General features: G+C 46.9%; 18 protein-coding genes. 2 read left to right on the top strand and 16 right to left on the bottom strand.

Annotation, left to right across the window (positions count from 1 at the left end; all coding sequences use genetic code 11):
* Positions 1-23: 23 nt before the first annotated feature.
* The 16 genes from J6578_RS06060 to J6578_RS05985 all read right to left on the bottom strand — a co-directional run bounded on the left by J6578_RS06060 (position 24) and on the right by J6578_RS05985 (position 12,778).
* A complete protein-coding gene (locus J6578_RS06060; RefSeq protein ID WP_287954105.1) occupies positions 24-3,209 on the bottom strand; it encodes a tape measure protein in 3,186 nt (1,061 codons plus the stop codon).
* A 17-nt stretch (positions 3,210-3,226) separates the two neighbouring features.
* A complete protein-coding gene (locus tag J6578_RS06055; protein WP_287954104.1) occupies positions 3,227-3,451 on the bottom strand; it encodes a hypothetical protein in 225 nt (74 codons plus the stop codon).
* Positions 3,452-3,490: 39 nt separating this feature from the next.
* Positions 3,491-3,763 carry a hypothetical protein gene (locus tag J6578_RS06050; RefSeq protein WP_100139271.1) on the bottom strand — a complete coding sequence of 91 codons (273 nt, stop codon included), beginning with the start codon at positions 3,761-3,763 and terminating at the stop codon, positions 3,491-3,493.
* Positions 3,764-3,780: 17 nt separating this feature from the next.
* Positions 3,781-4,164 (bottom strand): hypothetical protein, encoded by a 384-nt coding sequence (locus tag J6578_RS06045; protein ID WP_287954103.1) that lies wholly within the window; start codon positions 4,162-4,164, stop codon positions 3,781-3,783.
* A gap of 9 nt (positions 4,165-4,173) precedes the next feature.
* The gene (locus J6578_RS06040) at positions 4,174-4,845 is read right to left on the bottom strand and encodes a hypothetical protein (RefSeq protein WP_287950043.1); all 672 of its coding nucleotides are present in this window, start codon (positions 4,843-4,845) and stop codon (positions 4,174-4,176) included.
* Between the two features lie 56 nt (positions 4,846-4,901).
* A complete protein-coding gene (locus J6578_RS06035; protein ID WP_239365981.1) occupies positions 4,902-5,261 on the bottom strand; it encodes a hypothetical protein in 360 nt (119 codons plus the stop codon).
* Positions 5,249-5,731, bottom strand: a complete 483-nt coding sequence (locus J6578_RS06030; protein WP_093093664.1) for an HK97-gp10 family putative phage morphogenesis protein — start codon at positions 5,729-5,731, stop codon at positions 5,249-5,251. Before J6578_RS06030 ends, J6578_RS06035 begins: the two co-directional genes overlap by 13 nt.
* Before the next feature lie 2 nt (positions 5,732-5,733).
* A complete protein-coding gene (locus J6578_RS06025; RefSeq protein WP_287950039.1) occupies positions 5,734-6,075 on the bottom strand; it encodes a phage head closure protein in 342 nt (113 codons plus the stop codon).
* Positions 6,072-6,386, bottom strand: a complete 315-nt coding sequence (locus J6578_RS06020) for a head-tail connector protein (protein WP_239428409.1) — start codon at positions 6,384-6,386, stop codon at positions 6,072-6,074. Before J6578_RS06020 ends, J6578_RS06025 begins: the two co-directional genes overlap by 4 nt.
* 50 nt (positions 6,387-6,436) lie before the next feature.
* Positions 6,437-7,663, bottom strand: a complete 1,227-nt coding sequence (locus J6578_RS06015) for a phage major capsid protein (protein WP_287950037.1) — start codon at positions 7,661-7,663, stop codon at positions 6,437-6,439.
* Entirely contained in the window at positions 7,664-8,314 is a 651-nt protein-coding gene (locus J6578_RS06010; protein WP_093093672.1) for an HK97 family phage prohead protease, read from the bottom strand.
* Positions 8,311-9,561: a phage portal protein gene (locus tag J6578_RS06005; protein ID WP_093093674.1), complete on the bottom strand. Its 1,251-nt coding sequence runs from the start codon at positions 9,559-9,561 to the stop codon at positions 8,311-8,313. Before J6578_RS06005 ends, J6578_RS06010 begins: the two co-directional genes overlap by 4 nt.
* A gap of 3 nt (positions 9,562-9,564) precedes the next feature.
* Positions 9,565-11,286: a terminase large subunit gene (locus J6578_RS06000; protein ID WP_287950035.1), complete on the bottom strand. Its 1,722-nt coding sequence runs from the start codon at positions 11,284-11,286 to the stop codon at positions 9,565-9,567.
* Positions 11,287-11,763, bottom strand: a complete 477-nt coding sequence (locus J6578_RS05995) for a terminase small subunit (protein ID WP_287950034.1) — start codon at positions 11,761-11,763, stop codon at positions 11,287-11,289.
* A gap of 300 nt (positions 11,764-12,063) precedes the next feature.
* A complete protein-coding gene (locus J6578_RS05990) occupies positions 12,064-12,378 on the bottom strand; it encodes an HNH endonuclease (RefSeq protein ID WP_100150273.1) in 315 nt (104 codons plus the stop codon).
* Positions 12,359-12,778, bottom strand: a complete 420-nt coding sequence (locus tag J6578_RS05985; protein WP_287950032.1) for a hypothetical protein — start codon at positions 12,776-12,778, stop codon at positions 12,359-12,361. Before J6578_RS05985 ends, J6578_RS05990 begins: the two co-directional genes overlap by 20 nt.
* 161 nt (positions 12,779-12,939) lie before the next feature.
* On the opposite strand from J6578_RS05985, the gene J6578_RS05980 reads away from it, so the two are divergent.
* Positions 12,940-13,188 (top strand): type II toxin-antitoxin system RelE family toxin, encoded by a 249-nt coding sequence (locus J6578_RS05980; RefSeq protein WP_093093684.1) that lies wholly within the window; start codon positions 12,940-12,942, stop codon positions 13,186-13,188.
* Complete coding sequence (locus J6578_RS05975) at positions 13,172-13,519, top strand: helix-turn-helix domain-containing protein (RefSeq protein WP_093093686.1); 348 nt, start codon at positions 13,172-13,174, stop codon at positions 13,517-13,519. The genes J6578_RS05980 and J6578_RS05975 overlap by 17 nt, the downstream gene beginning before the upstream one ends.
* Positions 13,520-13,537 lie beyond the last annotated feature (18 nt).

The following is a 13,537-nucleotide window of genomic DNA, read 5'->3' as shown; positions in this document are numbered from 1 at the left end:
AAAAACCGGCCATGTGGCCGGTGTTATCTCAAATCATTAGCGACGTCGTGCAATGCGCTTTTCCATAAGTCTTTAAATTGTTTGGCGCCCTCTGGTGCATCAAAGAGGGCTTTAAAGGTTACGTTTTTGTTACCATTGCTTAGCTCCACTTTGATTGCCTCGGTGACTTTAATCATGTCATTAATATCCTTGCCGCTGGCTTTGCTCTCGCCAAATCCGGCCGGCGGTGTCGGGGCAGTCATTTGGTTAACATCCGGTACGGCTGGCCGGCGACCGCTGCCAAGGGAAATGCCGCCTATGCCCGCCTCTTCCGCCCGCTTCTTTTTCCAGTAGGCTTCTTCGCGCTCGCGGTACTCTTTACTGAAGATGCTAATCGGTTTGTTGGCTGTGTCTGTGCGCCCGCCGTTCTTTAATGTTTCTGCTGCCTCGGATAAATCCTGTGCGGCCGATTTGGTATCTTTCTGCGCTTCATCAAATGCTTTAATCTGTCTGAGCATGGCCTCGGCATGACGCAACTGTTCCGGTGTGGCGCCATCCCTGCGCAGGTTGTATAGCTGGCGCTGCATGGCATCCATGCCCAGTGTGGCCACCTGTTCTTTTAAACCCTCCAGTGTGGTCAGAACAGATTTCTGTTTCTGTATCTGTTCGGTTAAGGCATTAAGTGCCTGCGCCTGCCGTATCTGCTCATTGGTGGCATGTGTCAGCCCCAGCCGGAAAGCAATCAGGCCGTTTTTACCGCCGAGAAGTTCGGCCTTGGCTTCCTGTGCCTGCTGCACCATGTCTTTCAGGGTTTGCTGATTCTGTGCCTGCTCCCGGTATAGTTTGCTTTGTGCCATGTACTGCTTGGCCTGCTCCAGTTGCGCGCTGGTGGCATTTTTGGCAGATAGCTGAAACAGTACCAATCCCTCTCTGCCACCTTGTAACTCTGCTTTGGCTTCATCGGCACTTTTGCCGAGTGATTGCAGGGTGTCAGATACCGATTTAATGTTGTCAATCTGCTTTTGCAGACTTTCGTTCTTCAATAGGGACTGGGTGTATTCGTTTAATTCCTTATCTTTACCTTTTAACTGGCCGGTGCCGGCTTTGGCCACCTCTGCGGCGACTTTTGCCGACATGCCGCCAGCCATTAACTCTTTCTGCTTTTCCAGCAGCTCATTGCTTTGCTTTTGCGAATCAATTAACTTCTGAAAAGCTGCGTTTACTTTGTTTACCGCATCAGTAGCTGCCTGTTCTTTTTCCTCCGCGGTTTCGAACAGTGGTACATTTTTGCCATAGGCGTTAAGCTCTTTGCCATACTGAGCCACCTGTTTGCGTAGCTGGTCTTGTTTGTATATTGCCTCCTCAATGGCTTTTGCGGATTTAGAACCCGGTTTTATATCGAGCAGTTTGAATATTTCATCTTTTGCCTGCTCCGCTGTTATTTCACAATTTTTTAATTTCTCTTCTATCTGCGCAATTTCTTTCCGCGCCATATCCAACCGCATTTGCGATACATCCGGTCTGTGAAACGGGGACGCATATGTATCCACGGATTTAGCGACCATTCCACCGATCGCCTTGTCTCTTTGCTTGATAGTGTCGTTATAGTTTTTTTCCGCCTGATTTCGCAGATGCGTTTTTTCTGTCGTATCCGCAGCGGCATATTTTTGTCTTAGCTCTTCTAAAGTCCCGATTTGTGTTCGCAGGGAATTGGTGGCGACATCAGTGGCTTTGCTGATTTCATAATAAGTAAACGCTGCCATTGCCAAACCGGCAACCAAACCAACCCAGCCACCTTTTGCCATACCAGCAACACTGCTGATTGCGCTTGCTGCTCCGGCTGCACCAGTGACTGCACCAGTGGCTGACGTGCCGGCACTGCTCGCCTTAGCTGCCGCCAGAAATTTAGCTGCGGCTGCCTCTTTCAGCATGGCTGCGGTAGATTTTTCTGATGCGGCAATTTCGGCGTATTTACGGATAATCACTGCCGTAATAGAGGCGGCATATTTTCCGGTATAGACAGCAGCCACGGTGCCAACAACGGTGGCAACCACGCCCAGATGATTCCCCAGCCACTCAAGCACAGCACCGGCTTTCTGGCTGGCGCCGGTGGTTTCATTCAGTGCGCCGACAAAGGTCATGACTTGGTTTTTAAGGGTCGTCACCGACTGGCCAATGGTCTTGTCCATTTTGCCAAATTGCGCATCAACGGCTGTCGATTGTTTCAATATGGCATTGGCCACAGCCTCGGATGTCAGCTTGCCCTCGGCCGCCAGTGTGCGCAATTGCCCGACTGTAACCCCTAATCCTTTGGCTATTGTCTGCGCCAGCCCGGGTGCCTGCTCCAGTACGGAGTTTAATTCCTCACCACGCAATGTGCCTGATGCGAATGCCTGTGATAACTGCACCAGTGCTGCTGCCTGTGATTCAGCCGAGCCACCGCCGATTACCATAGCCTTATTGATGGTATCAGTCAGTTTTAACAGTTTGCTGCCGCTGATTCCGATCTGATTCTGCGACATGGCCAGCTTGTTATACAGTTCGGCCACGGTGCCCAGCGACTGGCCGGTTTTATTGGCACTGGCGATTAGCTGGCTGCGCACCTGCGTTAATTCGGCAGTGGAATCAATCACCAGCTTCAAGCGGTTGTTTACCGTTGTCCATTCATCTGCTATGCCAGATAGCTGCTTCACGCTGCCGATGCCCAGCATAGCCACAGCCAGATGCTTGACTTTAACTGCGGCGGCATCAAGCTTGGCATTAAATTCAGTCAGGCTTTTGACATCAACGTCGCCTACCTTTATGGCGGCCGGTTGCGATTTTCTCATGGCGGCAAGTGCCGCCTCTTCCGCTTTCAGCTCGCGTGTCCTGATTGCTGCGAGCGATAATAATTTGTTTTGCTTACCGAATTTAACCATATGGGCGTCTAAGCCCGCAGAATCGTCCTGATACGCCTTGCTTACCTTGTTCAGTTCTTCCTTGTACTTGCGTGCGGATACAGCGGTTCGTTTAAATGCGTCCACCTGCTTCATGGTAACGCCCAGATTTAACAGTGTCTGCGCCCTTGCTGCGATGGTGGCATCGGTTAAACCAGAGGTACTGCGTGCAGATGCCTGATAAGCGCGAACCAATGCCTGTGCGGATTTTTTGACCTGTTCTTCCGTGCTGCGTACACCGGCAATAAACCCACGAGCATCAAGCCCAAACCCTATGTTTAAATCATCAGACATAAGTTACACCTTTATTCCTACCATTTATCTAGCGGGCAGTGCATCCCCCAGATTTTCGCTTTGGGCTTAATAAAACAGCCACAGCGAAGACATCGGTCAAGCATATGCACCGGCGCACCGGGCGGGGTATCTGTTACCCAGCGGTTGATTTCTGTGCATGTCGCACAAATAGCCTGTTTCCGTTCATAATTGCTGCTGCTGTCGCGCTGTGCCTGTGTGCCCTGATTACAATCGCATCCCATAAATAACCCATAAAAAACAGCGGCACTTGTCCGCTGTACTTAATCATCCAAACCGTCCAGAAACGCATCAATCTCATCTGCATCATCATCCGCAACATTCTGGCGCTCGATTTCATCATCGGCCAAATCTGGCAATAGCAAATCATGCAGCTGTAATTCCTCATTGCCAGCAGCGCGCGCCGTAATTAACGTGTTATAGGCCAGATACTGCTCGGTGCGCCATTGTGGAAAACCAAAGCGGTGGTAATAATTCAGATAACGGTTAAATTCGCTTACCGGCCAGTCGTCAATCTCACTGGCCGGAATATGCAATAAAAAAGACAGTTCAATTATGAATTTTTCGCGTTTATCAACTTTTTTAAGCCCTCGTCTCCATTAATTAGGAAGAAATGATCCTGCACGGCAGCCAGTACTTTGCTAGGCAGCTCGGCCAGAAATTCCAAATCTTCACGGTCATCCGGGTAAAACATAGGGCTCCCCTCTTTATCCACAATCATCAGGGCTTTTTCACGCACGCCGTTCAAACCATCATCGTAGTTGTTTTCAAATTCGCTACATCGGTGGAAAAAATCCGTCATTTCGCGCACATTGAATAACTTAACGTATAAGTGTCCGTCGTATGGCTTAATATCCGGCACGGCAACAATCAGCGGTTTTTGTAAAATTTCCCTAGCTGCGCTCACAAAAGCTTCTTTTGCATTTTTTTTTGTCATCTTCATTCCTTACAATGTTGTATTTAATTTACGGCTACGCCCGTTAATTTGCAGCTCCATGGCAAACTGCCACTTGTCGCCACTCTTGCCGTCCCAGTCCAAGCCGGTAATTTTTACCTGATAACCGCGCATATACTTACTGCCTTTGGGCTTCAAGGTAAAAAATATGGTCTCAAGCTCCTCGGCCATCTCTTCCAGAAAATCTTGCACAGCCTTGTCCGGTGTCCACAGACCAGACAGGCTGATGGTGCCCGGCTCTTTTTCCAGCTCAGTCACACTGCCCTCATCGCAGATGGTGGTCGCATCAATTGTTTTGGTCTTGAGTGCCGCTATCTTGACACTGGTGGCATCGCAAAAGAGGTAACCCTTGACGGTGGTAAATTTGGCATCGGTCACGGTACCGATATCCTCACCATTGAGCGTCATCAGCGCAAAGGTGTCTTCATTGCTTACGCTCACTAGGTAATAACCATTAATTGCCTCATTTTCAACGCTCTCAACCCAAATCACATCACTGGTTTTCAGGCCGTGCCCCACCGCAGTGGCAATGGCCGGTTTGGTATTGGACAAGGCGGTGATTTCCTTAGTTGGCGTCTCGGGTAAATCATAAAAATAGGTAATGCTGTTAAAGCTCATACCACGCTTAGTACTGCGTCGGCTGCGAACCGGTGCTTTTGCCATAACAAAACTCCATAAAAAAAAGCCACGGATAACCGTGGCCTGTATAAAAATAATGGTCAGTTAAATATCAGATAATCAAAGGTTGCCTGATACTTCTTTCTGTCAATATCGTAAGAAAAGAACGGCGCCGTTTTCAACTGGCAATCAATTTCCTCACTATCCTGTATTAAATCCATTGCCTCCTGCACACAATGCGCGCGCTCCTGCGGTGTATTGGCATAAATATCCACCTGCACCCGCGGATTAAAAGCCTGATAACAGTTTGTCGCCTCCACTTGCCCGGAAATAACGCTATAACGCATGGCTGGCCACATAGCCGGATCAGCAGCATTGTTCTGCACCGGTATCAGGTCAGGATAAACACGCCCGCCACACAAATCCTTTATCAGGCTGTAAAAAATAGCTATTTCTTCCATTCTTTCCGCACTTCTGTCATCAATATCTTTGTAGCTGCCTTTTTCGCCTCTCCTCGCTTATTATCGAAAGCCGGACGCATAAACGGGTGCGGCTGTGGCATATTAATACCGTATTCTATAAAAGCAGCGATTTGCTTTGCGCCTTTGGGGATTTCTTTAGAATTAGAAACCGTTACAATATGCTTGGAAGTCAGTCCACGCCGTTCTGATGCGGGTATGCGTTTCATGATAATGCTGCGCCCGACATGACCGGGCTTCACTACTGTACAGGTTTTGCCCCCCTTGCCGTCACTGTTATAAACCTTGTACGAGTTTGGTGCTTTGTAGGCGATAGCTTTCGCCTCGTCCCGGATAATAGCAGTCCCTCGGCCGGTAGCTTTTTTAGCCACCTCTTCCTGCACGGCGTTCCCCAGCTTCCGTAATCGTTTTTGCAGCTTATCTAATCCATTGATTTTAATATTGAACGACATAATTACCCCTCATTTATACCAGTCACGCAAGGCAAATTAATAACTTCTGGGTGAACCGAATCGGGTAGCACCGCCTGAATATTGAAAATACTGCCTTTATAAATAATCCGGTATTCCGGCGTAATGTTGGCTGTCAGTTTGCTTGTGCGCACCTGTATCGACACGGTACAACTTGCCGAACCCAGCCCGTTTTTCACAAATTCACGTCCAGACAGATAGGACATGTTTGCCCATACCTTGCCAACATCAACCCAATTTTTTTCAATATCTCCCAGGGTGCCCTTGCTGATTTCCGGGCGTTGAATCAATACCCGTTTATCAAGTTTGCCTGCCGCAATACTCATGAATTCCCCCACATAATCCGGTACGGCTGCAATAAAAACCCAACACCAAAAGGCAACCATGCGGCATTCATTGCAGAAACCGCCTCACGGTTTTTATACCAGTTGGCGGTTAGCAGCAACATTGCCATGTCGACTGCGGAGTTATACAACATGCCGGTTGGGTCTGTATCCGGCACTTCATTTTCGTACCAGTTGCGTCCGGTGAACTGTTTTACTGTTTCCTGCGCCGCTGCTAGATAAATTCTAAGCAAATCATCTTCGCTATCGTCATCAATCCGGCAATTATTACGAATATCATCAATACTAATCATAATCGCCCTCAGCCGCCCCGTAAGGGGCGGAATAAACGGTTTTGGTTTGTTTAGGAATTCGGCGGCGTAGTCTGTGCACCCTGCAATTTACCCGTTACAAATGCATCTTTCCGGTAAATAGCCAGTGCCAGCCGCTCCTCGCACAATATAGTTACCATATTACGAACAAAATCACTATCGTTATTAAAGGCGATATTAATACCCATCTCCCACCGGTCAAAGATTTGTGCCCCCATTTTGAAAGCACCAGTCAGAAACTCTCCTTGTGGCATAGACGGCGTGGCAACAACTGGCTGCCCCCATAATGTCGGGATTGTCTGCCCCTGCGGATTACCGATTACATAGCGGCCAATGTCATCCTTGGCCATTTCAATTTCTGCCCATTGCACCGGGTTAAGTACATGGCCGGTAGCACTGTAGCCAGACAATACCACCTGCAGCATGGCCAGACGTAACTGGTCAATAATGGTAAAGTCCTTAACGTTACTTTCATTTTTAAACTTTGTAGCGTTAGGTATCAGGCCATCTATCTCTACGCCACCACCGGTGCCCTTTAATAGCTGCTGCTCTTCCTTGAGTTTCAGGCCATACCGTAAACGGCCATCAATCATAGACTGCAAGCCGGACGCGTCACTCAATATCTGTCTGGTTGCTTTAAGCCAGTGGGCAATAGTTACAACCGGCACCGTTTCCTGCACATAGTTTAACTGTGATTCAGGCTTTACCTGTCCCTCTGGTGTCACATTGGCGTTATTTTGAAAAGCTTCTTCTCTGGGTACAATTATCATGGCACTATCGGTATTACCCGGCGTAAGCAAATCACGCACCATTAATCGCTGCTCCGGCAAGGTGACAGCACTAACAGTATGCGGCTGTACTAATGCGCCGGCGCTGTAACCCAGATAGTCTGAACCGCCTAACTCTTTAGTATTAATAGGAATGTGCAGCTTGTCACCTTGGGATATGTTGGCGCAGCTTTTAAACTGTTCAGACTTAACCACCGTACTCCCCAAGGTCTGCTTACCTTGCGAGGTGACAGGATTGCGTGCTTGCGCCTGTTCCATATCCTGCACTTGCGACTTCAGGCCGTTAACCTCAGTCAGCAGCTTGTCAACATCGTTTTTGAGTTCTTCGGTAACTTTGTCACCTTTCGCAAGCTTGCCTTTAAGTTCCTCGCCAAGTCCCTTGACTTCGTCGACTGCCTTATTAACCGCTTCCTGCTTTTCTTTTAGTACTTTGGCCAGTTCAACTGCTTTGATTTCATTTTCATCAGCCATCTAGTTAGCTCCTAAAATTCGTATAACTTCGTCTATTTCAGACACGTGGTTGGTTGGTGTTGCCTTTTGTGACAACGAAAAAAAACCGCTGTCGTGAATGACAGCGGCTTGCTTTGCATTAAATCCGTTTTGCATTAACAGCGCTTTGAACTGTTCGGATGAGGGTAAGCCATAATCATACTTGACATAATCCACCCTAGCTTCTGGATTAGCTGGAAAAATAACGACGGATATTTCATATAGTTTTACTTCGATCAATCTGTTGGTATCCGCTTCACGGTCGTATTCCTGCCGTATGATTCTATAACCAATAGACAGGCCATCAATCGCCTTGGCCTGCAATAATGCATGTGTTTCCCGTGCTTTTCCTATCTGGTCGATCAGTAATTTACCCTCGACATACAGCCCTCGTTCATCTTCAACCAGTTTGGTATAGCAACCGATAGGCGCATTCCAGTCATGATTAAATAACACTGGTGGCATTCGGTTGCGGGCTTCCCATTCCGCCAGCGACTTTGCGAACGCCCCCGGCACTACCACATCACCATAAGAATCTATATTGCCATTTATAGAACCGTAACCCGAAAAAAAACCGTCTTCTTTGACGGATTTAATTTCAAGCGGCATATCAAGACGTTTTGTCTGCATCATTCTTGCCTCTTTAAAGTTTCATTTGCTGCATGATTCAACGTACCCATATTTAACTGCACGGTTAATTCGTCCCCGCCCTCCACTGCCGGCAAGTCTTCAAGGTCGCGCACATGATTGCGTGAATAAATCCCGTTTTGCACCATTGAGGTATAAAAGCTGGCGCGGTTGGCGGGTGAGGCGCGCAATAACCCTTCGGTATTAAATTTGGGCGTATAAATCTTGCGCTCCGCCGGGCTTAACAATTTGCGCGTAATCGTCTGCTCAATCCGCGCCAGCTTCGGTACCATTACAAATGCCTGAAAACTTAGCACTGTGTTTTCGTAACTGGATGCCCAGCTAGACGATTTACTGGTATGTCCAATTAATTGTGGTGGCACAGAAAAACAGCGGCAGATTTCCTCAATGCCAAACAGGCGTGATTCAAGCAATTGTGCATCAATCGGGCTTAATGATGGCGACCGGTTTACAAGGTCAAAACCACCCTCAAGTATTGGTGTTTTCCCTGCGGCACTTGCCTCTGAAAACTCTTGCAGCCATTTGCGGGTTTTCTTACGCTGCTCGTCATTCAATATCGGCGCCCCGCCTTGCCCTGTACCTCTGTATACAAGTACATCGCGCCCTTTGAAGCGATTCTTGTAATCGTGTGCCGTAGTATCATTGGCTTCCATTTGCAATCCTAGGATTTCCGCGCCATAAGACAGCGGAGAAAGCCCGGTTATTCCGTCCATGGTGAAATCTTTCAGATGAAAGACATCCCGGTCGGGCAATTTTCGCGTTCCGTCCCTTTCATTGTATTCATACACTACCGCACCCGTTTGCAGGCGGGTTATTTTCATTCTGGCCGCATCAAGCACTTCCAGCGATATAATCCGCTCGCCTTTGCGTTTGATTTCAGCAAACGCATTGCCATATATGTCTATTGAAGTCATCAATGCCTGCCAGAATTCGCATGGATTCATGTCGGCATTGGGCGCATAGCGAAAGATGTCATACAAAGGATGCTCAGTAGCAATATTTTTATCCGCAGTTCGTAAGGCAAAAGGCAGGGTAGATACCAGCCCGGAGCGTAAATTAATACATGCCCACACAGCCGAAAGTTTTAACGCTTTCTCTGGCGTCACCATGACACCACTAACCGACGATGCGCTATCAATTGCCGCGAAGCTCTCGCCTTTGCCTAGCTTTAACTGTGGCCTGAAAGCATTCAGAATGCGGCGAAAAAAGCCAGTATCCTGTAAATCAGCCATTGTTTAACCTATTATGTAATTGTCCAGAAAAGAATCAAGGCCGCCGTTATATCGTGAGGTCGGATTGGTCGCCATCACAGCCACAGCATCAAACAGCGCCATCAGGCTGTCAATTTTGGCAAAACCTGCGTACTGTTTGGTTACCTGAATACCGTTGCCCGACTGGATAACGCGGGCGTTACCAACATTCCAGTTCATCAGTGGCTGATTAGCGTGCCACATATTTCTGCTGGCCAAAGCGCGCTCCGTGGCTTTAATCGTGCCTGTCATTTTGAAGCCTTGTGATATCGCTTTAAACAGGCCATCAGCAGGAAAAGCGTAGCCACTGGCAACAAATTTATTATGGATGGTTTGCAAAACCGGTTCCATGCCATAGCGGTCAACCGCTATAGAGTGCAACAAACCCGTTTCGCCGACTTTCAAACATATCTCAGCCACTTCTTTCAGGTCATCGCCTACATTTTGGCAGAAGGTCATGTCACCGTCTTTCACAAAACTATCCAGTTGGGGCAGGATATCCTTGCGATTACTCAGCACCGGCGGGTTTGCCCATGCATAACACCATGAAAGCCAGCGCTGAGTTTCTTTTTCCCGCCCAACCACGGCCAATCCAAACAGGTCATCATTACCACCGCCGTCAAGCCCTATTACCACCACCTCGCTGCGTTCCAGCAGCGTATCTAGCGTCAGCGTATCATCCGTCTGCGCCAGCCAGTAATCTGCACCACTCCAGCGATCTGAGCGTAAATTTAACCCGACTTCCTTGTTTAAATGCTTGGCCTCAAACTCAATAAGCGTTTCTTCGCCTTTCAGTTCGGCCTGTCGATACTCACTAATCAAAAAAGCCTCGTCTACTGAGTAGCCAAGGCTTGGGTTGGTTATATAGAAGTTTTCAGGCTTCTTATACGCGCCCGACTTAATAAGCGCAGCCGGAAACTCATACAAAATCGGCAAATAAGTCTTATCAACAATTTCTTTACCCTCAGCCGTCTTACCATCCCGTACCGAACGCGCATACTCCAGTTCCGTTTTAAACACACCAGCGGGCGGCTCTCGGGATTGTGTGGACAAAATAATTAAAAAACCATCCACTTTAGACATCAGGCCACCGGTGGCTTCTTTAATTATGGATTCCGCATTCGCCATCGCACCAAATAAATGATGTTCATCAATCAAAACAAAAGCGGCTTTCAGGCCACCCGCTGTTTTATCGTCCGCAGCCACAACTTTCAGGGTTGACTTAGTAGCTAAATGCGTTATCGTCCTTGTATGCTTGGAAATGCTGTATTTGTCCTGCATTTCCGGGTCAAACTCAATCATACCCGCCGCTGGTTTAAACGAATTATCAGCCACTTCTTTCGTTGGCGCCAGAATGATAGCCTCAGCTAAATTACGTTCATTCAGTTCGAGAGCGGTTATCATAATTCCGGCAGCAATGGTTGATTTAGCGTTTTTCTTGCTAATCAACAGAAAGAACTTTTTGATTAGTCTACGCTGCGTATCTGGATCAAGCGCACCAAAAATCGCACCAACAAAATCAAACACCCACTGCGGCATTACATCACGCATTCTTGGCAATCCGGTCATGTCGGGCACTATTAAATCACCAAATACCTCAATCGCAATCTCTGCCACGATAGGGAATAGCGGCTCACTAGGCACTAATGACTGCCGGTTAACAATCCGCTCTTCCCAGTCAGGGCAGGCTGTCACCCAATCAGCCATTTACTTCACCTGTTTCAAACCTTTCTGCTCTAACCGCGCAGACAGTCCGCCAGCGCGTGATTTTTCAATGGCCACATCTCTGGCCGCCTCTTTCTTGCCGGTCTCGCCAATGCGCCCATGCTTATAAGGCATCAGGGTTTTAGCAGCATCAATCCGCAGCTTGTGCGGCCAGTTATCATCATTCATTACCATCACCAAAAACTGCAAAGGGTCATCATTGGGCGGTAATCCAGACTTAACAGGATTAACATCCGTGTTAACATCATTGTTAACAATTTTGTTAATATTTTTGTTAAGTCTGTTTTGCTGTTTTTTCAGCTCCTCAATGCGTGCTAAAACAGCCTGATTTTTCATTAAACGACATGCGGCAGCGGCTGCACCATTCCTGCTGTAACCCGCATTAACACAGGCTTCCGTCTGATTTATCCCCGCGGCCACATTAAGTGCGAATAATTCCTGTTTATCATTAAGCGACATAGCAAATTGCCTATTTTTTTGAGCAGATTTTGTTAATTAACAGGTGTTTTCAGGCCATTTTTTTTATAAATGAGAGGGCGCGCGGTGTCAGCGTGTGATAGTAACCCAACATTACTACCACCCCTGCCTATTTTTTTGAGCAGTCTAAAAATAATAATTGCCTATTTTTTAAACAATCTAGAAATAATAAATAGTTACTCAAGATTACTATTTCACATAAGAATATAAATCAAAGCAATAGCATAACGTAACTATCTCATGCGTAATAATCTAAACGGTTACACTCATCGCTTAATAGATTCACCATCCACGCTTGTATCGCTGCCGCAGTTCTTTGGTGGTTTTACGCTTATGACAATCCGCGCATAGTACTTGCAAATTACTATCATCATTACGACCACCTAACTCCAATGGAATGATATGGTCAACCTGTAAGCTGCCACCAATACAGCCACAGGATCGGCATCGAAAACTATCCCGTGCCAGCACCCTCTTCTTTATCTCCTGCCATCGATAGCCTCGTATGCGTTTCGTAGCCCCCGGTTTATCCCTGAGTACCGTGGCAGATGAACTGTTAAACTCAGGTAGGCTACTTTTAAGTGTTGGTATCTTCATAGCTTCGTGTCAGTAGGTAGTGAATCTTATGAGCTGCGCTATGGCTTTGCAGTACTTCGGCAAGCGATGCTTCAAGACCATCTTTATCAATAACAGATTTAAACCAGCCACCATGCCTAATCACGCACGGATATCCGCCCTGTGATGGCTCAATATCTACCAGCGTCTTGCGTCCTCTAGCTTTACTTTTACTTCGCTTTATCGCAATCACTTTTAAATCAGATGGATTACCATAAGGCCGTCTGCCAACCTCTAACACCAAATTGCCCTTGCTGGCAGTATGTACCTCTTCACAAAACCGGGAAAGTACAGCATCAATTTCCGCTTCCTCTGCTACCCTATTTCTGCATAAATTAATCCCGTTGTGATACGCCTGTGCAAAATCTATATGTTCGTTCATTTTAAACTCCAATAAAAAAAGCCCACACGCGCATGTGGTGGACTTGTCTTAATTTAATACAGCGTTAGTTGTAGTCGTTACCATCAACCATATCTGTTCCTTACTTGTATGTTAGTTATATTTTGGTTATAATTTAGTTATTAAAAAGTTATAACAACACCATGAACAAAATAGCTTACCAACCCAAAGCCCTTAAACAATTGCGGAAAATTCCTGATAGAAAACTCATCTATCGGAAAATTGAAGAGTTAACCAATATGCCAGAATGCGCAAATGTTAAAAAACTATCCAATCACCAATACGGATATCGTTTGCGGGTCGGTAACTACCGAGTACTGTTTAACTTTGATGGCATCATCCATATTATTTCAATTGAAGAGGTTAAAAAACGTGATGAACGCACATATTAATCCTAACTATCAAATCATCAACGACAAACAAGGAATGCCTCAGTTTGTTGTTGTTCCATATGAAGATTTCAGACAACTAACCAATCAACCTGTTATTAACCTTACAAACGCCATTCCAAGCGAAGTGGTAGGCATGGTAATTGAACAAGATTACACCCCAGCCCGAGCATGGCGCGAATATCTGGAATTAACACAATCAGAATGCGCTGAAAAGCTTGGCATGTCACAACCCGCCTATCTAAAACTGGAAGCTTCAGAAAAGCCCACTAAAGCAACTCGCACCAAACTTGCCACTGCATTAGGTATTAATGAAGAACAATTAGATTGCTAAAATACAAAAGCCAGCGAT

The organism is Snodgrassella sp. (assembly GCF_024103505.1).
GTDB lineage: Bacteria > Pseudomonadota > Gammaproteobacteria > Burkholderiales > Neisseriaceae > Snodgrassella > Snodgrassella communis.
Note: the sequence above shows the minus strand (reverse complement) of the source record. Positions and strands in the feature narration are given on the sequence as shown.